The sequence below is a fragment of the Kitasatospora cheerisanensis KCTC 2395 genome (genome assembly GCF_000696185.1).
Classification (GTDB): Bacteria; Actinomycetota; Actinomycetes; order Streptomycetales; family Streptomycetaceae; genus Kitasatospora; species Kitasatospora cheerisanensis.
On record NZ_KK853997.1, the window covers coordinates 7983292 to 8005605 of the forward strand.

Here is a 22314-nt window from a genome sequence, read left to right on the forward strand (position 1 = left end):
TTCCATGCCGCTGGTGGCTGTGTCGTTGCGCCGTCTTTCCGTTGTTGTTCTTCCTCTGCTTGTGGTTGCCGCGGTGTTCGGCGGGTTGTTGGCGCCGTCTGCGGTCGGAGTGCCGACGGGCGCGGTGGCGGGTGTGGACTGGGATGTGGTGGCGCATTGTGAGAGCGGTGGCCGCTGGGACGCCGATACCGGGAACGGCTACTACGGGGGTCTGCAGTTCGATGCGGCGACCTGGCGCGCCAATGGTGGGCTCGATTTTGCGCCGCGTGCGGACCGGGCGACCCGGGAGGAGCAGATCGAGGTGGCGGAGCGCCTCGCCGCGCGGCAGGGCCTGGCGCCGTGGCCGGTGTGCGGCGGCGGGGCGGCGCAGGAGCCCGAGGGTCCGGACGCTTTCCAAGCGTGGGCGGGAGCGCGTGACGGCGGCGTGGCGGGGGCCGATGCGCAGGACGCTGCCGTCCTGTCCGCGGGCCCGTCGCGTATGTGGACGGTGGAGGAGGGGGACACGCTCAGTGGCATCGCTGAAGAGCTCGGTTTCCCCGGCGGATGGCCTGCCCTCCACGCCCTCAACCGCGACACGGTCGGCGGCGACCCCGATCTGCTGCTGCCCGGCCAGGTGCTGGCACTCGGCCCCTGACCCGACAGCCCACCCACTGTCCGCGCGGGTCCGAGTGAGTCGGCTGCGTCCAGGTGACGGTCGTTGCCGGCTTCCCTCGGCACGTCGATGCCGGAATCCGCTGCGAACACTCGACCGGCCGGCGGGGCTGGGAGGGGAGGTGCGGTGATCGGGCCTGTGGCGGCGGGGCCCGCTGGGGGGTGTGCGCTGTCGGCCTGTCGGCGGGCGGTTCCGGTTGTCCTTAGCCTGGGTTCCCGTCCGGGTGATCTTCGACGGTGGGGCTGCATGGGTGACCGACCGAAGCGGGGCGCGTCGCACGTCCGCACACCCGGCTGTGGAGTTCCCGAAGCCCGGGGCGTGCACTGTCCCCCCGCGTGGTGGGCGTCCACCAGGAAGCCGTGAGGGATCGCCAGGTCGCCGAACGGGCTGTCCCGGTCTGGGATTTGACGCCAGATCGTGCTTGCCTGTCAGAGGCAATCGCGGCAGCCGCTTTGGGGCTCCTCGTGCCGTCGCCGGCGGTGGTGCGTGTTGCGGGCCATGGGTATGGGGCCGCGCAGCACCGCGCACCCGTTCTCCCTGCCGCAAGGGGGAGGCCTGCCTGGTGACGGCTGGTCGGACCGGGCCCGTGGCGTCCTCCGCCGCCCGTCCGGTGTGCCGCTGCGGGGCCGATTCTTCCCAAGCCGTGCCGGCGGCATGGTGGGGGCGAGTGCGGGTGTCGCGGCTTCCCGTCCGGCGGCCGGGCCTGCGGTGAGCGCACAGGACGCCTCCGTGTACGGCGGGGTGGTGCAGTCGGCCGGGCTCAACAGGTGCCGGGGCGGCCCTCACACCTACGACGACGGCTACGCCGGCCCCGGTCACCTTGCCCGGTTCCTGGAGGTCAACGGCTGGGCGGCTCGGGCGCGAAGGGTGGCGACCTGGGAGTACGTCGACCAGAACGGCCACGCCCAGGACAACGGGCGCTGGTGCCTGGAGCGCGCCGCCGGGGGCGGCTGGTACCTGCGTCCGGCCTACGCGTACCGGCAGAACGGTCGGCCCGACCTGTGCCTGGACGTGCTGAGCGGCCATGATGCAGCCGCATCCCGTCCACGGCAGGTCTGGAGCTGTAACGGCCGGCTGAACCAGCGGTTCGGTTTCAAAGCCGGGAACCGGACCGGCGGCCGCATCTACGCCATGGGCAGCCGCACCTACGTGTTGCGTGGCCACCACGACCGGGCCAGAGGGCCGAGCGTTCTGCAAGTGGGCGGTGGTCGAGCCGGTCGGCGGCGGTGGCGAGGTGCCGGGGCGCGGGTCGCGGGGAGCGCGGCGCGGCGCACCACGGGGACCGGCCGGGAGGTCACCGGGCAGGGGCGGCGCTGATCGGGGCGGGCCGTCGTCGGCCGGGCGGGGCCGGTAGTCTCTGGGATTCCCGGTTCGGACATCGCTGCACGGAGGCCAGGATGATGCGGTTGGCGCGGGGTTCGAGCCGCCTGTACGGCGTGATGCTGATACTGGCGGCGGTGGTCCTGCTCGCGGACCAGCTCACCAAGCTGTGGGCGGTTTCGGCGCTGTCCCACGGCGAGCGCCTGGCCGTGGTCCCGCCGCTGATCCACTTCCGGCTGCTGCACAACCCCGGCGCAGCCTTCTCCGTGGGTGTCGGGGCGACCTGGGTGTTCACCCTGGCGACGGCAGGAGCGGTGGTCGGCATTCTCTACGCCGCCCGCCGCTTGGCTTCGGGGGGCTGGGCGCTCGTGCTGGGTGCGCTGCTCGGCGGGGCAGTATCCCACCTGGGCGACCGACTCTTCCGCGAGCCCGGCCCGGGCCGGGGGCAGGTGGTGGACTTCATCGACTACGGCCCGTTCGTGGGCAACGTCGCCGACATCGCGCTCGTCTGCGGGTGCGCCGGGCTGGTGCTACTGAGCCTGCGATTCGGGCGACCCGCCACGGTGCCGAACGAGGAATCCGTCTGAGCGCTCTCCCCCCGACGCGCGACCCCTTTCCGCGGTGTCGGTCCCGAGCGCGGACAGCACCGCGGAAGGGCCGCGCGTCGGCCGGTCGAGTGGCAGCGGACGCCCGCCGTCGCCACCGCGTTCCACTTCCGGCACGGTCGCCTCGACCCCACCGATCGCGAGAAGCACGGCGAGCCGGTCTCCCCGCTCGCCTGGCTCGCCGGCCCTGACCGGTTGAAGGACCGTCTGGCACCGTGGCGGGAGCGGTCGCCGGGATCGTCGGCCTCGGCCGCTGGGTTGACGTTTCGGGCGGACAGCAGTCGAGCTGTCTGTGAGCCGGGTCGTCCACCGCAACGGGGCACGGATGCCCGTCCGGGCCCGGGCCGAAGCCGCTACCCCCGCCCGGTCCGCCGTCGCCTACAACGCGGGCAGCAGTCGAGCTGTCTGTGAGCCGGGTCGTCCACCGCAACGGGGCACGGATGCCCGTCCGGGCCCGGGCCGAAGCCGCTACCCCCGCCCGGTCCGCCGTCGCCTACAACGCGGGCAGCCTCTCGGTCGCCCGCGAACATGGCATCCCGCACGTCGAAGTGGCCGACGGCGCCGACTGCGGATGGACCAGCCACCCCGACCCCGACAAGGCCGCCCGACCCGTGCGCACCGTCGAGGACGCTGCCCAGTGGCCCCTCGCACACGCCCGCTGCGCCAGGACGTTCGGCCTGCGCCCGGACGGGGAGCAAGCGAGCGTTTGACCGTTGTCTCCATGACGGCCAGAGGCCGGGGTCGACGGACCGTAGCGACTCCGTCCGGACTTCGACGGGGGCTGCTCAGGATGGTCGGCGAGCGCGAAGGAGAGGGGTGTCGGCCGCCCGTGCGCCCGGGACGGCGGGCGGGAAGCGGTCGATGCTGATCCGGGTGAAGCCCGCCTCGTCCAGCAGCTTCGTCCAGACGGTTTCCTGGAGCACCCAGCGGCGCATCGTTGCGGCGTCGCCGGCTGGGGTTCGTGCCGGTGTCTCCGCGTGTTGGACGTCGACCCCGGCCGGCGCGCCGCCGGGGTAGTGCCCCGGCGCTGAGGCCGCCAGCAGTCCGCCCGGCCGGAGGGCGCGGACAGCAGCGGGGAGCAGCCAGCGGGGATCGGTGAAGTCCGGGCTCCCGAACGCCGAGTGGAAGACGTCGTAGGAGCCGGGGTGCTCGGCCAGGTGGTCAACCGCGTCGGCGTGCACCGGGCGGAGGCGCGGTTCGAGGTGGCCGTACGGGTCGCGCGCCATATAGTGCCGGCCGACAGAGGAAGTCGACCGCGTCGACCCGGGCACCCGGAGTGCGGTGGGCAGCGTGGCGGGCGGCACCGGAGCCGAGGTCGACGACGACGGGCCTGGTGACGGTGCCCAGGATCTCGGCTCCGGGGCCGCCGTCCTGGGCCCAGACCCAGGAGAAAGCCGGCGGCACGGAGCGATCGCTGTCGGCGCGGGCGCGGCCGGAGGAGTCGTCGCCCGGGTCATCCTCGCGCCCGCCGCCGACCGTCGGAGGGTTCTGGGAGAACTTCACTCTCTCCGGGCGGAGGGTGGAGGCCACCCGCCGGCCGGTCAGTGCGAGTCGTTGCCGGGGTGGCAGGGGCTGCACTTGGCGGCGTCCGCCCACAGCGGCCGGTCCACGTCCCAGCCTTCCGCGGCGATCAGTTGCGCGGTGCGCAGGACGGGGCCGTCCTGCTTGTACTCGGCGGCCGGCATGTGGTGCAGGAGCTGGCCCCCGTGGTGGCCGCGGCAAAGCTCCGTGTAGGCGACGGTGTCCAGGATGATCGTGTGGACGCCGATGTCCACGAGCGAGCCGGCCCAGGCCCAGGCGCTCGCCGGGGTGGGCCATCGCGGTCAGCAGGTATGGCGTAGCCCTGCCCGAGGGCGCGGGCGGCCATGACGGAGTCGTAGGGGTGGTCGCGCATCAGGAAGCCGATCTTCTTGGTCCACAGGTCGGCGGGGACGTGGTCGCGCACGTTTCGGAAGAGGCCGGTGATCGGGTCGGCGGGGGCGGTCGCCGTTGTCATGGTTCCTCCGACTTCGTGGTGCGGGATGGCCCCCGACGGTGTGAATACACACCATCGGCCGGATATCGCGAGCCGTGAACTTGCCTATGACGGAAGCGTTTTGCAGGTCCCGCAAGCCGCATCGGCGGACAGCCGGACCGTGTGTACGGTTGGTGAGCCCCGGTTGTGTCGCCTGGGAGGTTCTGTGCCGGACTTGGTCTTTGGCGGCACAGCACCGCCCTGGGGAACTGGTGCGCCTCGGTCGCCAGCATCGCGACTGGCCACTGGAGACGCTCGGCCGCCGCCTTGGGGTGTCACCCTCCACGGTCAGCCGTCTCGAACGCGCCAGCAGGATCGCGGACCTGACGCTTCTGCGGCAGGCCGCGGTCGAAGTCGGCATGCCGCAGCAGGTACTGGTGGCTTCCCTCGCGTTGATCCCGTCGCCCGGCCACCCCGTCGATAGAGTGGCCGGCAGTTCCCGCGAGGCCGGGGAGAGTCCTGTGCTCTGCTCCGCCGAAGGCTTGTCGCCGCTGCCACCGTGGCCGGACCGGCAGCCCTGCTCCTCGGGCTGGACGGCGCTCTCGCCGACGCGCCGGGGCCGAACCGCAACGCCGCGCAACTCGACCAGAGCCTGGTCCCCGCGCGCGACCTGTTCGACACCGGCGCGCACAAGCCGATGTTCATGCCGCCGCCGAGCCCGGCGTGATCTCGACCGGGCACGGCTGCCCACGGTTTACAGCCTCGCCATGCGCGGTCCTGACCAAGACCGGCCACGACGACCGGGCCCGGCTGATCGCTGATCACTGACCGCTGACCGCGCTCGCACGTGGGCCGACGTGTCCGGCTGGGTACTCGCCCAGGCCGCCGCCGCCCGGGAGATGGTCATTGTGCTGCGGCACCAGGACCAGGCCGCGGCCGCCCAGAGGCTGATGCTTTCCGCGGTCGGCCGCCTGGAGCACACCGGGCTCTCCACCCGGCCCCGGGCGGCGGCCTATGCCAACTGCTGTGCATCCTCGCCTGCACCGCGGCGGTCGCCGGCCAGCCAGCGCACGGAGGCCATCGCGATGAAAGCCGAAGCCCAGGACGCCGTCAGCCGCCTCCCCGCCGCACCCGGCACCGGGCGTCGCTCGCTGTTCGTCGACCTGGTGGTGTGCGACCCCGGTGTCGAGGTGCCGCTGGTCCTGGTGCCTGGTGCCTGGCGCCTGGTGGCCTGGGGCCGGCGGCGGGATGGGGATGGCTTTTCGTTCCAATTCGGGACAGGAGGCGTGAAACGCGTTGGAGGTGGGGGAATCCATGCCGTTCGGCTCGGAATCGCCCCGGGGGTTCAATTCAAGCCAGCCCCTTGACCTCTGCCGATCTGCCGGACGATGATCATTGTGCACCGCGAGCGAATGAACGTTCCCATGTGGGGTGGGTTTTCGATTCGAAACTTCAGGGAGGTGCAGGGCCGTGCATTCTGTGAGGTCCACCCGTGTTCCCGTGGCGGCGCCCGTGGCGCAGGGACGCTTTCCGCTGCTCGGCCACCTGCCGCAACTTGCGCTCAGAAGGGTGGAGTTCCTGCAGTCGATCCGGGCGCAGGGCGGCATCGTGAGGATATTCCTCGGTAATAGGCCGGTATTCGTCCTGAACTCGCCGGAGGCCGTCCACGAGGTTCTCCTGAAACAGGGCCGGAAGTTCGGCAAAGGTCTTCTGTTCGACGTTGCGCGGCCTTTCATCGGTAATGGCATCATCACCTCCGAACACGACGTCCACCTCCGTCAACGGCGTGCGCTCCAGCCTGCGTTCAGACGGGACGCCGTCGCCGGCAGCGTCGCCACGATGACCGGCATCGTCGAGGAACAGGTCTCCGCCTGGCGCCCCGGCGAGGTGATCGCCATGGATTTGGTGCTGCGGCGGACGGTCACGGCCGTGCTCGTGGCTACCATGTTCAGCGCCGAACGCCCGGACGGCGCCGCAGCCGTCGCCGAGTTGGGGGAGCGCGTCGCCGAGCACCTGAACACGGTGATGCGCGGTGTCTTTGTGGGCACCCTGCTGCCCGCTCCCCTCGCGTCCTCGCCCGCGTTGGGGCACCGCACGTACCTGGCCGCGGCCGCGGCGCTGCGCGCGCTCGCGGACTCCGCTGTCCGGCAGGCCCGCCAGGACCCGGCCGACCGCGGCGACCTGCTGTCGATCATGTTCGCCGCCACGCCCGGCAACCCGCAGGGGATGACCGACGTGGAGGCCCGCGACGAACTGCTGTCCCTGCTCATGGCCGGCGCCGAGACCACGGCCACCACTCTGGCCTGGGCGCTCCACGAGATCGGACGGCACCCCGAACACGCCGAGCGGATCAAGGCCGAGTGCGACGCCCTGCCTGCCGGCGCCCTGCCCGGCGCGGCCACGCTCCCGTTCACCGAGCGGTTCCTGCGCGAGGTGCTCCGACTGCACCAGCCCAGCTGGCTGCTGATGCGGCGTGCCCTGGAGCCGGTGCGGGTCTGCGGGATCGACCTCCCGCAGGGGGCCGAGCTGATCTACAGCGCGCTGACGATGCACCGGGACCCGGCCCACTACCCCGACCCGCTGCGCTTCCACCCGGACCGGTGGCTCGACCGGCCCGAGAAGGACCTGCCGCCGGGCGCCTACGTGCCGTTCGCCCTGGGCAACCGGAAGTGCATCGGCGACCACTTCGCGATGACCCAGATGCTGGTCGTCCTGCGCTCGATCGTCTCCCGGTGGCGGCCGCGACCGGTGGAAGGGCACCGGGTCCGGCCGGTCGCCCACGCGCTGATCCGGCCCAACGCGCTACCCATGCGCCTCGCACCCTGGCCGACCGACTGAACCGGCCCCGCCCCGCACGGCCCTGCCCCGTTCCCCGGAGGTGCACCTCACCATGACATCCACGGCAGAGATCCTCTCCCCGGCCCCGGAAGCTCCGGTACGCGACCCGCTCCCCTTCCCCCACAGGGCCAGCCCGGACTTCCCGGCCGCCCACGACCGCCACCTCGCCTGGCCCCGGTCCTTCGGCTTCCTGGCCACCGACACGGAACGGGACCACCACCTCAAGGGCCAGTTCCCGCTGATCGCGGCCATGTTCTACCCGAACGCGACCGGAAGCGAACTGGACATCGGCGTCGACCAGCAGAGCTGGTACTTCCTGTTCGACGACGCCCTCGACGAACAGTGGGGGAGCTCTCCCGAACGGGTCCGCCACCTCGTCGGACTCGTTCAGGAAGGCGTCACCGGCCAGGCATCACCGCTGCCCCTGGCCGCCGCCTTCGCCGACATGCGGCAGCGCAGCTGCCACGGCATGCCCGAGGACTGGATCCGGCGCTCGGCAGCCCACTGGTCCTCCTACCTGGCCCACCACGTCCACGAGGCCCGCAGCCGGCAGTCCGGTGCACCCATGCCGCTGAGCACCTACCTACAGGTCCGGCGCCACACCATCGGGGTGGCACCGGTCATCGACCTCGCCGAGCGGCTCTCCTCCTGCGTACTGCCCGACCACCTGTACGCGCTGCCGCACCTGTCCGTCATGCGAGAGATGACGAAAACCTTCGTCATCTGCGACAACGACATCGTCTCCCTGGACAAGGACGCGGCCCGAGGAGAGCAGAACAACCTGGTGCTCTGCCTGGAACGGGAACACGGGCTCTCCCGGCCGGAGGCGCTCGACCGGGCCCTGCGCCGCCGCCGCGAAGCCCTGGAACTGTTCACCAGCGCCCACCAGGCCCTCCTCGCCAGCACGGCGACGGACCACCTCTCGCCGGCCGAACGCGACCTGCTGCAGCGCTACTGCACCGAGGCACTGCAGACCACCATCCGCGGCGCCCACGACTGGCACCACGCCTCCACCCGGTACCACGGGTAGGCCTAAGCCTCCCCTTCCCTGCCTCCCGCCCGCGGGAGAGCACACCCCCGACCGATCCGGACAAGGAGCCCTCACCATGCCCGAACACCGCTCGGCGTCCTTCGTCGCCTCCGAACGGGACCGGACCTGCCCCTTCGACCCGTCCCCGGACCTCCGCAGGATGCACGACGAGGACGACCTGCCGCGGCTGCGCGTGACCCACCCGCTGCGCGGCGAGATCGACGCCGTCGTCATCACCGGCTACAGCGACGTCCGGGCCGCCTTCGCCAACGAGCACCTGGTGACGGGAGACGGCATCGACCCGTCGCTACCGCGCACCCTGTTCAACCACCCGGGCTTCCTGCCCGCGTACAGCGGGCCGGAGCACACCCGCCTGCGCCGGATGCTCACCAGCAGCTTCACCGTCCGCCGGGTCGAACGGCTGCGGCCCGCGATCGAGACGATCGTCTCCGAGCACCTCGACGCCATGGCCGAGCAGGGACCGGTCGTCGACCTGGTCGAGGCCTTCGCCCTGCCCGTTCCCTCGCTGGTGATCTGCGAACTGCTCGATGTCCCCTACGGCATCAGGACGATGATCCAGCGCTGCTCCCAGGTGATCATGGACGGAACCGCCGACACCGGCCAACTGATCGCCGCCTCGGACGAGTTGAACGCGGCCATGGCGGACATCGTCGCCCGCAACCGTGCCGTCCCCGGGAACGGAGTGCTGGGCGAGGTCGTACGGCAGCACAGCGCGGAACTCACCGATGACGAACTCATCGGCTTCGGCACGACCCTCCTGGTCGGAGGACACGAGACCACCGCGACCCAGCTCGCCCTGAGCGTGCTGGCCCTGCTCCGCCACCCGGACCAGCTCGCCACCCTGCGCGACGACCCGGAGGCCGCCGGCACGGCGGTGGAGGAACTGCTGCGCCATCTCGCCATCCCCGCGCCGCTCCTGCGCACCGCCGTGGCCGACATCGACGTCAACGGCCACCGGATCGCCGAGGGCGAGCACGTCCTGCTCTCCCCCCTGACGGCGAACCGCGACCCCGAACTCGTCCCCGAGCGACCGGACGACCTCGACCTGCGCCGCCGACCGGTCGCCCAGCTGTCCTTCGGCTTCGGCGCCCACCAATGCCTCGGGCAGCAACTCGCCCGCCTGGAACTGAAGGTAGCCCTGCCGGCGCTGCTCCGGCGCTTCCCGACCCTGCAACTGGCCGTCCCCGAGGCGGATCTCCGCTTCCGCGAAGGATCGACGGTCTACGGGGTGGAGGCGCTCCCGGTCACCTGGTGACGGCCCCCTGAGCCCGGCCGCCGCCGGGCACGGCGGTGCGATCAAACGCGCGCCTTCGCCACGAAGCCCAGACACCGCCGGGCCAACAGACCTGAGCTCTCTGGGGGACCCCCGGCTGCTCCCGTTGCCCAACTACGGCTCCCCCCGCACGGCCGCTGCTCCTGCCCGGCGAGCGGGTGCCATATGGGCGCGGCGGGGCCGTGCGGCAGGTTGCTCCTCACCGGCTGCGCCGTCAGGTCTCGTCGGCCAGGTCGGCGCCTGGTGATCGCCCCGTAGCCGGCTTCCTTGGTGAAGCGCAGAGCTTCGAGCCGATGGTGCGGTTGGGCCGGACCGCAGGTGTCCATCGTCGTGTTCGAGGACCAGGGGTTCCATGTCAGGCCACCGGCCGGTCGGCGAGCGCGGCCACTACGGTGAAGTAGTCGCGGAACAACGGCTCGTCACCGCGGGGTACCCGGACCGCCTGGGTGGAGCGGTATCCGAACGAGGCCAGGTCGGTGCCGTAGAGGGGGATCCGGGGATCGTCCACGGCGCCGAAGATCAGTTCTCCGGGCCTGTCCGGCTTCCTGTAGTGAATCAGAACCCCGAGCCAGGGCAGCGGGATCCGGAGCGTGTTCTCGAGGTTGTGCGGCTGGAACAGTTCGAACACCCCCCCGGTCCACGCGCACATGCAGGTTCTCGTAGTCGAACGTGAGGGGATCCATGGGAGAAGAGTCCTCCGGTGCGTATCGGTCGTCGGGTGTCACAGCAGCGCCGCCCCGACAACGGCCGCAGCCGTTCCGAGGAGCAGTGCCACGGTGCCGCAAGTGAGGTCGAGCAGGCCGTCCGGGTGGAAGCGCCGCTCGCACTGTAGGTGTCGGTGTCCGTGACGACGGCGACGACGCGGCCCGGAACGGGGGCTGGGACGTCAGCGCGTCGATACGGCGGCGTACGGCGCGGGCGCTCCGGGCCAGGTGGAACAGGCCGGACCGGGTCCACGGAACGCCGAAGCCGATCAGGGCCCATGGCCAGTTCCAGTCGATCGTGGCGAAGACCACCAGTCCGGCGTGGATCAGGAAGAGCGCGAAGTTCGGCCGCCCGAGGCCGCATCGGCAGGCCGCGGGGTCGCCGGTGAAGAACTGGTAGGCATGCGGTCGTCCGCACGGGTAGCGGACCCCGATCTCTCGGTCCGTCCAGGCCGCGGTGATCCTCTCCCCGTGGTCGTCGTCGTTCGTCACGGTGAACTCCTCGCCGCTGGAGGGGTCTGGAAGGTGACGACCACGGGGATCCCATCGTGCTGTGAGCTTCCGTGCCGGGGCTCGCGGACCTGCTCGATCCGCCCCAGGACCCTCACCGCCCGCTGGGCCGCGGTCACTCCGGCCAGTGAGCGGGCGTAGCCGACCGGTGCGAAAGTGCCGAACATCGCGCACCACAGCGCCAGATACCCGTGCAGGGCCATACGGAGACGCACCCGGCGTGGCGTCCGTCAGCGCGCCGGGGTGCGCCGCACCACCTTTCCGTCCGCGTCCGCCTCCAGTGAGGCCGCACCGTCGGTGCCCGTCACACCGACCCTGATGGTGAGGGAGCCGGTGAGGCGTTCGACGGTGATCTGCCAGGTCTGCGGCGAACCGACGCCCAGGCTGGTCCTCGCCTCCTCGACGAGGGCGGGGAAGCCGTCGTAGGGCAGGGAACGCGGGTCGAACGTCGGGGCCTCGGAGCCGGTGGGCGCGTACACGACCGACAGCAGTTGGTCCTGTACGACGACGGTGAGCGCCGCGCGTGCGTCCGTGCCCTTGGTGAGCGAGGTGACGGCCCTGCGTAGCTCGCCCTGGTCGAGGAAGGACTGGTTCGGGCCGAGGGCGACGGTGGCGGAGGCTGACGAGACCACCGTGGTCGACGAAGACGAAGAGGCGGAGACCGACGGCTGGGCGGAGGTGTCCTGGTCGAACAGCTCGGTGCGAAAAAGCAGGACCACGCCGGCCGCGGCGAGCACCAGGGCGAGCAGCATGACGAGGCCGTCGGCGCAGCCCTTGGGGGGCTCGCTCACCAGGGCCGGCCCCGGTGCGGAGTCGAGGCGGGCGCCGGCCGTCCGCTCCTCCCACTGCGGAGTCGGCCGTTTCACGATCTTCACCCGCCACGGCCGGTCCGGCGGGTACTGGACCACGACGACGGTGCCCGTCCGGTAGTCGGGCAGGTCCGCGAGGTTGACGGTCTGTTTGAACGCGACGCGGTAGGCCGGTGCGTCGTCCGGGGCGACCGTCGCCACGAACCGCACCGCGATGTCGCTGGTCGCCGCTCCGCCGACGGCCTCCCGGCTCTCGACCACGGCGAGCGCCGTGCAGGGCGCGATCGCCGCCTCCCGGGCCCACCTGGGCATACTGGCGAGGAAGAAGAGCAGGCCGTAGACGGGGGGCAGTGCCAGTCCGGTGACGAACAGCTGCCACTTCTCGATGACGGCGCCGACGACGACCGCGGCCAGCGACGTCCCGATGACACCGCCTGTCAGGGCCCCTCGGGCGAGGCCGAGGGGTGTGTTGCGTGCGGGCAGCGCCGCGCCCGTGCTGATCGTCATGGGGCGATTGTGTCGGGGGCGGGCGACGGCCGGAAGACCTGCACGTGTCTGTCTCCTGGGCTGCAGGGAACGGCCTCGCGCGGTGGGCTGCCGGGCCCGGCACCGGCCCGTCCCGCTTCTGCCGGTCAGGTGATTTGCCACGCAGGGGTATTGGCACAGGTTGCGGAGTCGGGGATTCTCGCTGTCCTCAGCGGCCGAGTGAACCAGGACCTTTCGGTCGTCATGCCCATGACCTGCTCGGCCAGTGGGAACAACTCCACTTCCCGCGCGGCGGTCGGATCGGTGATGTCGATGAGGTCGTCGCACCAGGCGGTGTTCCAGTGTGCGTCGCCCGCTTTCAGCGGCGAGACGGGCCCCAGGGCTCGTCGTAGGCGACGAGGTCGCCGTCGACTGCGTCGTGCATGCGGTCGCCGCCGTTCACGCTCAGGTTGAGCCCAGAGCCCTGTGGTGCAGCCGGAGGACGTCGTTGCGGGACCCCATTATTCGTGATCACGGCCGGGGTCGGCGCGTTGTCGTTCGGCTTCTGCAGTTCGGCCAGGTCTTGCTTCCGGTCCTGGTCATCGCGGCCGTCGCCGGGGGGGGTGGCTGTCAAGGCTGTTCGCGGAGGAAGGTCACTACGGCGTCCAGGAATTCCGTGGGGCGTTCCACGTTCGCGAGGTGCACTGTGGGCAGGACGGTGAGACGGGCGCCGGGGATGGTGGCGGCGACCTCTTTTCCGTGGGCTGCAGAGGTGACGGTGTCGTGCTCGCCTGCGATGACGAGTGTCGGGCTGGTGATGAGCGCGGTCGTGCGGCGGAGGTCGGAGTCGCGTACCGCGGCCCAGCTTCCGGCCACGCCCTCGCGTCGGGTGGCGAGCAGTGTGCGGCGGAAGCCCTCGACGATCTCGTTGCGCTCTTCCAGCATGTCGGCCGGGAACCAGTTGCGGAGGAACATGTCCGTGGTGGCCTGCATGTCGGGGGCCTCCAGCAGTTCGGCGATAGGCCGGTCCCACTGGTTCGCCGGGCCGAGATGCGCGGCGGTGTTGGAGAGCACGAGGCGGTCGACCCGCTCCGGGACGTGGATCCCCAGCCACTGCGCCACGATTCCGCCGAGGGACAGGCCCAGCACGTGCACCCGTTGCAGACCCAGCGCGTCCAGCAGTTCCACCGCGTCGCGCCCCAGCCGGTCCAGTGAGTACGGGCCGCTCGGGACGTCCGAGGCTCCGTGGCCGCGCGCGTCGTAGCGCAGCAGCCGGAAGTGCTCGGTGAGGGCCGGCACCTGGCCGTCCCACATGTGGAGGTCGGTTCCGATGGAGTTCGAGAGCAGCAGCACCGGCTTGGTCTCGTCGCCGTCGAAGCGGTAGGCGATGCGCACTCCATCGCCGGTGGTGATGGCGGTACGGGTCTGGGAAGTCATGTCAGCTCCAGTGGTCCAGCGGCTATGTGCTCAGCCTAGGAACGCCACCTGCAGAGTTCTATTACAAAGATCGACAGAGGCCTGTAGGTTGTCCGGACAATGTCGAACTTCACGCTTCACGAGTTGCAGTGCTTCGACGCCGTCGTGAGCGAGGGCGGCTTCCAGGCCGCCGCCGAGCGGCTGCACCGCTCGCATCCGTCGGTCTTCGCGGCGGTGGCCAAGCTGGAGCGCCAGTTGGGCCTGAGCCTGCTGGATCGCTCGGGCTATCGGGTGCGGCTCACCGAGGCGGGGCAGGCCTTTCACCGCAAGGTGCGCCTCCTGCTGCACGAGAGTGAGGAACTCCGGCTCTACGCCGCGCAGTTGGCGATGGGCGAGGAGGCCGAACTGCGCGTGGTGCTCGGGGACCTGTGCCCGCTGCCGCCGGTGCTGGCGCTGCTCAGCCGCTTCTTCGCGCAGCACCCGCAGACGCGACTGCACCTGCAGTTCGAGACGGTGACCGGCCCCTGGGAGCGGCTGCTGGAGGACGAGGCCGATCTCATCGTGCACCGCGTCCCCAAGAGTGACGTGCGGATGGAGTGGGTCGACCTCGGCCGCGTCGCGTCGGTGCCCGTGGTGGCGCCCGGTTTCCTGCCCTTCCCCCCGGGTACCGACCTCACACCGCAGCGGATGCAGGCCCTCACCCAGTGCGTGGTGCGGGATTCGGCGCGGCACCCGTCCGAGCAGGGCCACTTCCTGGTCGAGGGCGCGCCCCGGTGTTCCGTGCCGGACCACCTCATGAAGAAGGAGCTGATCCTGCACGGCATGGCCTGGGGACACCTGCCGCGATTCATGATCGAGTCGGAGTTGCGCGACGGAAGCCTGCTCTCCATCGCCGGACGGCACTTCCCCGGTGCGGTCGAAGAACTCTCGGCGGCCCGCCGGCGCGACCGGCCGCACGGCCCGGTCGCCGATCAGCTGTGGGACTTCCTGACCCGCCACGCACCGGTACTACCGCCGACGCTGGGCCGCATGCCCAGGACGAAGCCGGCACCGGCACGCTACTCGGGTTGAACCCGCGATGCCGGTGGTCAAGGCCGTACGCCGTACCGCCGGGGTCAGGCCATATTCGCAGGTCAGACCCGGTTGGCTTGGGGGGGTCGACGCCGACTTACCTCCTGGAGCCCCCTGCCCTGGCGTGGTGGCGCTGTGCTGTGCTGTTCTTCTCTGCGGCCGGGCGGGCGGGCCGGTGCTGATCGGCGCGGGCGAGGTGGAGGTGGTGCAGAGGATCGCTGTCGTCGTCGTCGGCGGCGATGTCGCGCGCCTGGTCGGGCTGTGCGGCGCGGTGGCGGCCGGGGCCGGCGGACAGAAGGACGGCGATCTGACCGACCTGCTGGACGACTTGGCTGACGATGAGTGCGTGCTCTGGTGGGCGGGGAAGGGCACCAGCGCCCGTACGGTGGCGGCCTGGGCGGCCGCCGCGTTGGCCCCGCTGCTGCTCGGCACCTCGACCCCGGAAGCGGCCTCCGACCATGCGCTGCTGCTCCACCCGGTGCGCGGCGCGGCCGGCGGGGAGCGGATCGAACTGACGGCCGAACGGGAGAGGGCGTACAGCCGGCGCATGCTGGCGCTGATCCGGACGATATCCACCAGCCTCGCCCCGACCGCCCATGCGACGGGGCTGCCGTGAGCCTGGTGTCGATGCGTTCGACGAACAGTTGGCGCAGACAGTCCAGAGACAACGGGCACGCCCCGCCACCGGCCGGTAGCTCCACCAGCCCGGCGACCCCGCCAGGCCGTCCCTCCCCGGCATGGCTCCAGCGGGCCCATGTACTCGCCGTCCGACGCTACAACCGGGGCAACCGGTCATCGGGCGTGGGGGACTTCCGCTCTTCCAACCAGTAGAGGTAGATCCGCAGGTCAGTTGCGAGGCCGCCGGCGATGTAGTGCTCGAAGTCGCGGACGGCAGCGGCTATGCCCTGGTCTGCCCAGGCATCGCTCTCCTCCCACCTGCTCCGTTGATCGGACAGGTACTGCACGACCTGACTGCGGCTGCGCCACCACTCCCGGACCGTTTCCGGGCTCCACCGCGAGTCGCCATCACAGCCCTACCCGAGGAGTGGGTCGTTGTCCGCCGCCTCGACCAGCAGGGCCGTGTCCGCAGGCGTCCTGGGCTGGCGATAGACGTACTCGCTGAGGTACTCGTCTCCATAGAGGACGTGGCCGGGTGCCGAAAGCCGCCCCGTCCAGCAGGTGTCGGTCTCCCCTCCGTAGAAGGGCCCGGGGACGTTGAGCCACAGTCGGTCTTCCCAACGGCCCCGAAAGGCATCGCGGTCGTTGCCGAGGATGGCCACCGGGTCGAAGTACAGCGTCATCCGCTGAGACTAGGTGTTCTGTCCTGTGAGGTTGGGGACGCGGCTGGCGGGTGGTTGTCCTGCGAGTGCGGTGTGTCCGCGGTGGTGATTGTAGGTGTGGAGCCAGGCGGGGTAGGCGTCGCGTCGTTCCTGCTCGGTGCGGTAGGGCTTGGCATAGGCCCACTCGTCGAGCAGGGTGCGGTTGAAGCGTTCGACCTTGCCGTTGGTCTGCGGCCGGTAGGGCCGGGTGCGTTTGTGGGCGACCCCGGTTTGGGCCAGCGCGTCGCGCCAGGGGTGGGACTTGTAGCAGGCGCCGTTGTCGGTCATGACCCGCCGGACTGTGATCCCGGCCCGGGTGAAGAAGTCGTTTGCCCGGGTCCAGAACGCGGCGGCGGTCTCCTTGCGCTCGTCGGTCAGGATCTCGCTGTAGGCCAGGCGGGAGTGGTCGTCGACGGCGTTGTGCAGGTAGCTGTAGCCGACGCCGGAACGGGTCCTGCGTCCGGCTTGGCGGCCCAGGGTCTTGTGGCCGCCGCCGTCGGGGATGTTGCCGAGCTTCTTGATGTCGACGTGTACCAACTCGCCCGGGGCGGCGTGCTCGTAGCGGCGTATCGGCCGTCCGGTGGCGCGGTCCAGGTGCGTGAGCCGTGCGAGGCGGTAGCGGGTCAGGACCCGGTGGACGGTGGCGGGGTTGAGCTTGAGCAGGTAGGCGATGCGGGCCGGTCCCCAGCGTCGCAGGACCCGGACTTTGATGATCCGCCGCTCGATACGGGCCGGGGTGCGGCGCGGGCTGTGGTGGGGCCGACTCGAACGGTCGCTCATGCCGGCCTCGCCGAGTGCGCGGTAGCGGTCGGCCCAGCGCTTGGCGGTGGTCGGTGAGACCTGGAAACGTTCGGAGGCCCGGCGCAGCGGCCAGCCGTCGTCCACCACGCAGCGGGCCAGACGCAGACGGCCGGTCTCGGTCAGCGGTGCGTTACGGTGTGGCATGAGGGCCTTTCTGGGAGCCGGTGCAGATGTCGCAATCCACACCGAGCCAGAAGGCCCTCACTCATTTCAAGATCACCACACCGTGAACCCCGTCACCAACCTCCGTGATCAGTACAACTAGGGCATCCGTTCGGGCTGAACGACGGGCTCCGACGGGAGAGAGACTGCCCGGGGCACACGCACTCGCCGTTTGACTCTTCGACTCAGGCGGTTCCGGCCCGTGGTCTGCTCGGGCCGGGGGTCCGCCGTAGCCTCGAAGCGGTCGAGTCTCTGCTGTTCGTGCCCGTGTGTCTGGCCTGCGGGCTTCGGCTTGGTCTCGGTGGACTGCCGGCGTTCCGGCCGCGGCCACTCGTTCGGGTGGCGGTGGTGTCGTGTCGCCGACGGGACGGCCGGGTTCCCCGGCACTCGGTGTGTGGTATCCGCAACGGGCTTTCCCAGCGCGGCCGTTGACGGGGTGCAACGTCCGCGATTGTCCGCCCCGGTCGGCCGCTCTTCCAGTAAAGGGGGAACGACGATGGCCGAAGCAGATGCGTGCGCGGGCCCCGGGACCGGCATGTGGCTGTTCCGGCAGGACTGGACGTTCACCGCCGTCCCGGACTTCGGCGGCATTCGGATCTACGCGAAGGCCCTGCTGGTCGCTGTCAAGGGCGACGGCGTCCTCGCCCCGGGGGAGCGGGACCGGGTTCTGGGGTACATGGCCACCCTTATCGGCGGTAACCGGGAATTCCTTCGGGAACTCGTCGCGTAGCCGGCCGACGAGGACGTGGTCGCCCTGATGGAGAGCTCGGAGGTGCTCGCCCGGGTCGCCCGCGTCCCGCTGGTCTTCGACGCGCTGCGGGCCTGCGACGCGGACGGCGTCCTCGCCCCCGGCGAGCTGGAGCAGATCAAGCGGCCGGCCGGCGCGCTGGGCGTCACCGAGGAGACCGTGGACCGCCTCCGGGAGGCCCACCGGCAGGAGGAGCAGGCCCACGCGGTCCCGATTGCCGCGGTCTTCCCGGAGGGAACCCCCCTTCTAGCCCCTGCCTGCGGAGCAGCCGGCGGCGGGAGTGCAGCGGTGGGAGGGTCTGCGTTCACCCGGGGGACACCGGCTGCTCCGCCTCCGGACGGCGGAGGTTGGGGAGGGGCTGGGAAGGTGCGGCGGTCGACCGGGGACCTACCGGTCAGCCAGCTCCGAAAGGCTCCCACGTGAACCGTTCCGCCGCTCTCGCCACCGCCCTCGCGGCCGCGCTCGCCGGCACCGTCGGCCTGGCCGGCACCGCCGACGCCGCCGGCCACGCGCAGCGCGACGTCTACGGCACCAAGACCCCTTACGCCCCGCAGCAGGACGTCCGGCACTACCAGCAGGTCCCCAAGGGCTACACCGCCGTCTTCACCGAGAACGTCGCCCGGCACGGCTCCCGCGCGATGAGCAGCAGCGAGGACGGCGACGCCGTGCTCGCCCTCCTCGACCGGGCGCAGCAGCAGGGGGCGCTCACCGACCTCGGCGCCGAACTCGCCCCGCAGGTCCGTACCCTGCTCGCCGCCGCCTCCGGCATCGGCTACGGCAACCTCTCCGCGCGCGGCGCCGACGAGCAGCGGCAGACCGCGCTGCGGATGGAGCAGCGCCTGCCCGGCCTGTTCGACACCATCGCCGCCCAGGGCGAGCCCATCGTCGTCGAGACCTCCGGCGTGGCCCGCGCCACTGCCAGCGCCAGCGCCTTCACCGCCGGCCTGGCCGCCGGCGAGCCGGCCGTGGCCGGTCTGATCAAGGCCCCGACGACCGACAAGAACCTGCTCTACTTCCACAAGCAGCCGCAGAACGCCGACTACCAGGCCTACCTCGCCCACGACCCCGACCTGGCCGCCGTGCTGGCCCGGATCGACGCCGACCCGCGCACCGCCGAGGCCGCCCGCCACACCGCGCAGCGCCTGTTCACCCGCGGCTTCCTGGACACCCTCGACGCCCCGCAGCAGATCGCCTTCGCCCGCTCGCTGTACGCCCTGTTCAGCGCCGCCCCCGACCTCGCCGTCGAGGCCCCCGGCGTCTCGCTCGACCGCTTCCTCACCCCGCGCGACGCCCAGTGGTTCGCCTACCTCGACGACGCCGAGGAGTTCTACCAGAAGGGCCCCGGCTTCAGCGGACGCACCATCACCTACAAGATGGCCGGCGTCCTGCTCGACGACCTGTTCGCGCAGGCGGAGGCCAAGGCCGCCGGCACCAGCGGCAACGGCGCGGTGCTGCGCTTCACCCACGCCGAGGAGATCGAGCCGCTGGCCGCCCTGCTGGGCCTGCCCGGCAGCTCCCGGCAGGCCGCCGCCGACCAGCCCTACAGCTACCTGAACAACCCGTGGCGCGGCGCCGAGGTCTCCCCGATGGCCGCGAACCTCCAATGGGACCTGTACCGCGCCGCCGACGACGGCAAGGACCGGCCGTCCTACCTGGTCCGGATGTTCTACAACGAGAGGGAGACCGCCTTCAAGGACGGCTGCCACCCGATCGCCAAGAGCTCCTACTTCTACGACCTGAAGGAACTCGAGCGCTGCTTCGGCCGCGGCTGACGACACTCCTTTGCCCCCGGCCGTAGCCGGATTCCGGCGAGCGGCAGTCGGCGGGACCGTTCTCCTCGACGACAGAGCGCGGGTTCGGCCCGCCCCGCGGCGGGTGCGGTCCTCGCCGGTCCGGCCATCCCGTCGGCCCCGGCGCTCCAGGGCGTGCCCGTGGAGGAGTCGGAGCGGATCGCGGTCCCGGCCGAGGAGATCGCGGCCCGGGACGACCCCGTGCTGCGGAACCTGCGGATCGCCCCGGCCTGGCCTGTCACGAGCCGGCCGTGGCGACGGGCCGGGTCCTGGGCCGGGAGAACGTGGAGCTGGTGCGGGTTCGGCGCCCGGGCGTTGCACACTGCCGGGCGGTCGGTCCGCGGGGAGAGCGCCCCGGCGGCGGTCCGGGCCGCCGTCGGGGGTCGACGGCCGTCGCGGCGGTGTCCGCGGCGACCCCGATCGCCACCAGCAGGTCGTGCACCGCCAGGCGCCCGGCCTCGGTCGGCGGGTCCTGGTGGGGCGGTGCCTGGGCCGCCGCGGCGAGCGCGGCCCGCACGCAGTCCTCCCGGGCGTCCCGTCCCGGCTCCGCCGCCGCGTACGCGGACAGGGTCCGGGTCAGGGCGTCCATCACGGGCAGCAGGGCCCGCCGGTCCGGCCCCTCGGCGTCGGCCGTGAACCGGGCCGGCGTCAGGCGACTGTTGGCGAGCGCGCCCAGCCGCAGGGCCGTCCCGCTCGACGCCGGGACCGAGTGCCGCTGCCGCCGCCGGCGGGGCGTGCACCGGGCTACCTCGGCCGTGTCGGTCCTGGCCCGGTCCACGTCCGTCAGCAGGCGGTACAGGGCGTGCGACTCCGGCGGCAGCAGCAGGTCCGGGTCGCCCGCGTCGGCCCGCGCGCCGAGCCGCAGCAGGCGCGCCGGCCCGCGGAAGGTCTCCGCCCCGGCGGCCCGCGGCAGCTTCAACGGGTGGGCGGGGAAGAGCAGTTGACTGAAGGCCAGGGCGACACCGGCCCCTGCCGGCACGTCCAGGACCCGGTCGATGCCGGCCTCCCGTCCGGAGGCCGGCGCGATCACCGAGCTGGCCGCGGCCTGAGCCGTCGTCACCCGCTCGCCGTCCGGCGCCGGCGCCGGCGCCACCAGCAGGGAGGGCAGCATCGCGCAGCCCACCGCGAGGGCCCCGTAGCGGTGGCCGAACAGCGTGTACGCGCCCTGGCCGACCAGGACGCCCCACGCCACGCCGGGCACCACCCGGACCGCGTGGGTGCCCAGGCCGCCCACCGGGGTGTTCAGCGCCACCACGGCGGCCATCGGGGCGAGCAGCGGGAGGTGGTGGTCGAACAGCTTCCTCGCCGCCCACCGGGCCAGGGCGCATGCCACCGCCTGCTGGGGCACCGGCCACAGCTGCCCGCGCATCCGCTTGCGCACCCCGCCCACGCCACTTCTCCAGAGCCACCGCCTCCGGCCCGGCGCGCGGAGCAGGAGCGGAGGCGGGGATCCCGGCGACCTGATGCTGCGCGCCGGCGGCGTGAGGGGCTGCCCGCCGTGTGGTGGTCCGGCGGTTCCGCCACGGCGGGGCCACGGGTCGAGGAGGAAGCGGGCGGGGCGGGCGCGCCGGTAGTGGACGTCAGGCAGGGCGGCCCGACGGCGATGTGGGGGCAGGCCGGCCGGCGGTCTCCGGTGCCTTCGGCCGGGGTGCAGGCCGGCCGGCGGTGCCTCCGGCCGGAGTGCGGGCCGGCGGCGGGCCTCGGTGGGCGAAGCCGGCCGGGAGGTCCTGGTTCTCCCGGCGCCGCTTGCGTGCGGGTCTCCAGGGTGCTCGGTTCCGGCGAAGCGCCTCATGCAGGTCGTGCAGGTCGGTCGGTTCTCAGTCGCCCTGGGTGTGGCGATCGATGGCCTTCTCCACGGCGAGCCGACCCTTTCCCGCGTTGCCGAGCCGCTGTGTCATGAGACGGACCAGGGCGTGCTGGAACAGGGCCGGGCCGCAGGCTGTCCAGTGGCCGCGGGTCTCGGGACTGAGCATGAACGCGATCACCTCGTCGGCCTCGGCCGGGACGAAGCGGAACTCGCTGTGCTCCCATCTGTCGTCGATGCCCCTGCTCCACCGGCCGCGCAGCCGCTCCTCGCCGAGATCGGGGAGTACGGCGAGGAAGAACGCTGCCCACTGGTGCCGCTCGGTGTCCATCGCGAAGGAGAGCAGTTCCAGCTCGCAGGCATCGCCCTCGTGGACGGCCAGTTCCTCGCGCAGGGCTCGACGGGCGGCGCCGAAGAGGTCGGGCACCCCGTCTTTCAGGTCGTGCTCCCCGGACAGCCCCTCGTTCGCGGAGGAGTTCCAGTTTCCGGCGTTTCCGCCGACGGTCGCGCTGCGCCGGGAGAACAGCATCTTCTGGTCACGGCCGGTCACGACGGCGACGTTGGCGCCGAAGCTGGCGGAGAGGAAGCCGTTGACGAGGACGGGGTTCCTGCCGTCGAGGTAGTGCTCGCGGAGGGTCTTTCCTGCCCCTTCGCCCTCCTCCAGGCGACGGTCCAGCTGCTGGGCTGCGAGGAAGGTGAAGTAGTCGGTCGGCGAGAACCGGATCTCCACGATCGGGTCCTCGCGGTCGTCGCTGCGGGTGACCGCCACCGTCTCCACCGCGAACCGGGGATGGTTCCAGCGGCGGTCGCGGCCTGCCACCGCGCGGGTGTGCTGCTCGTCCTCGATCTCCTGACGCCAGCGCCGCACCTCCTCCGGCACGTACACGGGATCGGCGGCCTCGAAGTAGATCCTGAGGTTGCGTTCGCTGATCGGCCGCGTGCCGTCTCCTTCGTAGACGTAGCACGTGGTGTGCAGTGACCCGATACGGAAGAGTTCCTGGTCGTGCAAGATACCCCCACTC

General features: G+C 71.8%; 23 protein-coding genes and 1 pseudogene. 15 read left to right on the top strand and 9 right to left on the bottom strand.

What is annotated here, in order from left to right; translation table 11 throughout:
- Window positions 1-4: 4 nt before the first annotated feature.
- The 4 genes from KCH_RS46340 (at window position 5) to KCH_RS35825 (ending at window position 3287) form a co-directional block, all read left to right on the top strand.
- The gene (locus tag KCH_RS46340; protein ID WP_035870274.1) at window positions 5-634 is read left to right on the top strand and encodes a transglycosylase family protein; all 630 of its coding nucleotides are present in this window, start codon (window positions 5-7) and stop codon (window positions 632-634) included.
- A gap of 747 nt (window positions 635-1381) precedes the next feature.
- Window positions 1382-1969 (top strand): RICIN domain-containing protein, encoded by a 588-nt coding sequence (locus tag KCH_RS35815; RefSeq protein ID WP_035870276.1) that lies wholly within the window; start codon window positions 1382-1384, stop codon window positions 1967-1969.
- 80 nt (window positions 1970-2049) lie between these two features.
- On the top strand, window positions 2050-2559 hold the full coding sequence (locus KCH_RS35820; RefSeq protein WP_035870278.1) for a signal peptidase II: 510 nt from the start codon (window positions 2050-2052) through the stop codon (window positions 2557-2559).
- Window positions 2560-3017: 458 nt separating this feature from the next.
- Window positions 3018-3287 carry a hypothetical protein gene (locus KCH_RS35825; protein ID WP_157032343.1) on the top strand — a complete coding sequence of 90 codons (270 nt, stop codon included), beginning with the start codon at window positions 3018-3020 and terminating at the stop codon, window positions 3285-3287.
- A gap of 75 nt (window positions 3288-3362) precedes the next feature.
- Here the strand turns inward: KCH_RS35825 and KCH_RS35830 are convergent, their stop codons facing one another.
- Both KCH_RS35830 and KCH_RS46930 read right to left on the bottom strand, forming a co-directional pair.
- Window positions 3363-3803 (bottom strand): class I SAM-dependent methyltransferase, encoded by a 441-nt coding sequence (locus KCH_RS35830; protein WP_244305590.1) that lies wholly within the window; start codon window positions 3801-3803, stop codon window positions 3363-3365.
- 315 nt (window positions 3804-4118) lie between these two features.
- Window positions 4119-4352 (bottom strand): hypothetical protein, encoded by a 234-nt coding sequence (locus KCH_RS46930; protein WP_341865464.1) that lies wholly within the window; start codon window positions 4350-4352, stop codon window positions 4119-4121.
- A 307-nt stretch (window positions 4353-4659) separates the two neighbouring features.
- On the opposite strand from KCH_RS46930, the pseudogene KCH_RS47570 reads away from it, so the two are divergent.
- The 6 genes and pseudogenes from KCH_RS47570 to KCH_RS35855 form a co-directional block, all read left to right on the top strand.
- Window positions 4660-4899 (top strand): annotated as a pseudogene (locus tag KCH_RS47570) (helix-turn-helix domain-containing protein); the annotation flags it as partial.
- Between the two features lie 191 nt (window positions 4900-5090).
- Window positions 5091-5258, top strand: a complete 168-nt coding sequence (locus tag KCH_RS45675; protein WP_244305591.1) for a hypothetical protein — start codon at window positions 5091-5093, stop codon at window positions 5256-5258.
- A gap of 130 nt (window positions 5259-5388) precedes the next feature.
- Window positions 5389-5898, top strand: coding sequence for a hypothetical protein (locus KCH_RS38400; protein WP_051653831.1), 510 nt, complete (start codon window positions 5389-5391; stop codon window positions 5896-5898).
- Window positions 5899-6043: 145 nt separating this feature from the next.
- Window positions 6044-7369, top strand: coding sequence for a cytochrome P450 (locus KCH_RS35845; protein ID WP_279635956.1), 1326 nt, complete (start codon window positions 6044-6046; stop codon window positions 7367-7369).
- Between the two features lie 52 nt (window positions 7370-7421).
- Window positions 7422-8399, top strand: coding sequence for a terpene synthase family protein (locus tag KCH_RS35850; protein WP_157032344.1), 978 nt, complete (start codon window positions 7422-7424; stop codon window positions 8397-8399).
- A 76-nt stretch (window positions 8400-8475) separates the two neighbouring features.
- On the top strand, window positions 8476-9675 hold the full coding sequence (locus KCH_RS35855; RefSeq protein ID WP_035870281.1) for a cytochrome P450: 1200 nt from the start codon (window positions 8476-8478) through the stop codon (window positions 9673-9675).
- Window positions 9676-10048: 373 nt separating this feature from the next.
- On the opposite strand, the gene KCH_RS35860 is transcribed toward KCH_RS35855, so the two are convergent.
- The 3 genes from KCH_RS35860 to pcaD form a co-directional block, all read right to left on the bottom strand.
- Complete coding sequence (locus KCH_RS35860; RefSeq protein WP_035870282.1) at window positions 10049-10321, bottom strand: hypothetical protein; 273 nt, start codon at window positions 10319-10321, stop codon at window positions 10049-10051.
- Window positions 10322-11137: 816 nt separating this feature from the next.
- Entirely contained in the window at window positions 11138-12223 is a 1086-nt protein-coding gene (locus KCH_RS35870; protein ID WP_035870284.1) for a hypothetical protein, read from the bottom strand.
- 588 nt (window positions 12224-12811) lie between these two features.
- Window positions 12812-13618 (bottom strand): 3-oxoadipate enol-lactonase, encoded by an 807-nt coding sequence (gene pcaD / locus KCH_RS35875; protein WP_035870286.1) that lies wholly within the window; start codon window positions 13616-13618, stop codon window positions 12812-12814.
- A gap of 99 nt (window positions 13619-13717) precedes the next feature.
- Here pcaD and KCH_RS35880 point away from each other — a divergent pair, with 99 nt between their 5' ends.
- The gene (locus tag KCH_RS35880) at window positions 13718-14668 is read left to right on the top strand and encodes a LysR family transcriptional regulator (protein ID WP_035870288.1); all 951 of its coding nucleotides are present in this window, start codon (window positions 13718-13720) and stop codon (window positions 14666-14668) included.
- 124 nt (window positions 14669-14792) lie between these two features.
- Window positions 14793-15284 (top strand): hypothetical protein, encoded by a 492-nt coding sequence (locus KCH_RS35885; protein WP_035870290.1) that lies wholly within the window; start codon window positions 14793-14795, stop codon window positions 15282-15284.
- A 418-nt stretch (window positions 15285-15702) separates the two neighbouring features.
- Here the strand turns inward: KCH_RS35885 and KCH_RS45680 are convergent, their stop codons facing one another.
- Both KCH_RS45680 and KCH_RS35895 read right to left on the bottom strand, forming a co-directional pair.
- Window positions 15703-15969 (bottom strand): hypothetical protein, encoded by a 267-nt coding sequence (locus KCH_RS45680; protein ID WP_244305593.1) that lies wholly within the window; start codon window positions 15967-15969, stop codon window positions 15703-15705.
- Between the two features lie 9 nt (window positions 15970-15978).
- Window positions 15979-16932 (bottom strand): IS481 family transposase, encoded by a 954-nt coding sequence (locus KCH_RS35895; protein WP_035870292.1) that lies wholly within the window; start codon window positions 16930-16932, stop codon window positions 15979-15981.
- Window positions 16933-17446: 514 nt separating this feature from the next.
- Between KCH_RS35895 and KCH_RS43640 the strand changes: the two genes are divergently transcribed.
- From KCH_RS43640 to KCH_RS35905, 3 genes are read left to right on the top strand one after another with little or no spacing between them, the layout of a single operon-like run.
- Entirely contained in the window at window positions 17447-17680 is a 234-nt protein-coding gene (locus tag KCH_RS43640) for a tellurite resistance TerB family protein (RefSeq protein WP_051653834.1), read from the top strand.
- A 27-nt stretch (window positions 17681-17707) separates the two neighbouring features.
- A complete protein-coding gene (locus KCH_RS43645) occupies window positions 17708-18121 on the top strand; it encodes a tellurite resistance TerB family protein (RefSeq protein ID WP_208866026.1) in 414 nt (137 codons plus the stop codon).
- Window positions 18118-19470, top strand: coding sequence for a histidine-type phosphatase (locus KCH_RS35905; RefSeq protein ID WP_035870294.1), 1353 nt, complete (start codon window positions 18118-18120; stop codon window positions 19468-19470). The genes KCH_RS43645 and KCH_RS35905 overlap by 4 nt, the downstream gene beginning before the upstream one ends.
- Before the next feature lie 256 nt (window positions 19471-19726).
- Here the strand turns inward: KCH_RS35905 and KCH_RS46345 are convergent, their stop codons facing one another.
- Both KCH_RS46345 and KCH_RS35915 read right to left on the bottom strand, forming a co-directional pair.
- Window positions 19727-20878: an FUSC family protein gene (locus tag KCH_RS46345; RefSeq protein ID WP_051653836.1), complete on the bottom strand. Its 1152-nt coding sequence runs from the start codon at window positions 20876-20878 to the stop codon at window positions 19727-19729.
- Window positions 20879-21305: 427 nt separating this feature from the next.
- The gene (locus tag KCH_RS35915) at window positions 21306-22301 is read right to left on the bottom strand and encodes a hypothetical protein (protein WP_063750241.1); all 996 of its coding nucleotides are present in this window, start codon (window positions 22299-22301) and stop codon (window positions 21306-21308) included.
- Window positions 22302-22314 lie beyond the last annotated feature (13 nt).

Bases quoted from the DNA above. Each gene is read 5' to 3' on its own strand.
- KCH_RS35820 (WP_035870278.1), top strand. From the start codon at position 2,050: ATGATGCGGTTGGCGCGGGGTTCGAGCCGCCTGTACGGCGTGATGCTG.
- KCH_RS43640 (WP_051653834.1), top strand. From the start codon at position 17,447: ATGGCCGAAGCAGATGCGTGCGCGGGCCCCGGGACCGGCATGTGGCTG.
- KCH_RS35830 (WP_244305590.1), bottom strand. From the start codon at position 3,803: ATGGCGCGCGACCCGTACGGCCACCTCGAACCGCGCCTCCGCCCGGTG.
- KCH_RS35880 (WP_035870288.1), top strand. From the start codon at position 13,718: ATGTCGAACTTCACGCTTCACGAGTTGCAGTGCTTCGACGCCGTCGTG.
- KCH_RS43645 (WP_208866026.1), top strand. From the start codon at position 17,708: ATGGAGAGCTCGGAGGTGCTCGCCCGGGTCGCCCGCGTCCCGCTGGTC.
- KCH_RS35895 (WP_035870292.1), bottom strand. From the start codon at position 16,932: ATGCCACACCGTAACGCACCGCTGACCGAGACCGGCCGTCTGCGTCTG.
- KCH_RS46340 (WP_035870274.1), top strand. From the start codon at position 5: ATGCCGCTGGTGGCTGTGTCGTTGCGCCGTCTTTCCGTTGTTGTTCTT.
- KCH_RS45680 (WP_244305593.1), bottom strand. From the start codon at position 15,969: ATGACGCTGTACTTCGACCCGGTGGCCATCCTCGGCAACGACCGCGAT.
- pcaD (WP_035870286.1), bottom strand. From the start codon at position 13,618: ATGACTTCCCAGACCCGTACCGCCATCACCACCGGCGATGGAGTGCGC.
- KCH_RS35855 (WP_035870281.1), top strand. From the start codon at position 8,476: ATGCCCGAACACCGCTCGGCGTCCTTCGTCGCCTCCGAACGGGACCGG.
- KCH_RS35870 (WP_035870284.1), bottom strand. From the start codon at position 12,223: ATGACGATCAGCACGGGCGCGGCGCTGCCCGCACGCAACACACCCCTC.
- KCH_RS35825 (WP_157032343.1), top strand. From the start codon at position 3,018: ATGCCCGTCCGGGCCCGGGCCGAAGCCGCTACCCCCGCCCGGTCCGCC.
- KCH_RS35850 (WP_157032344.1), top strand. From the start codon at position 7,422: ATGACATCCACGGCAGAGATCCTCTCCCCGGCCCCGGAAGCTCCGGTA.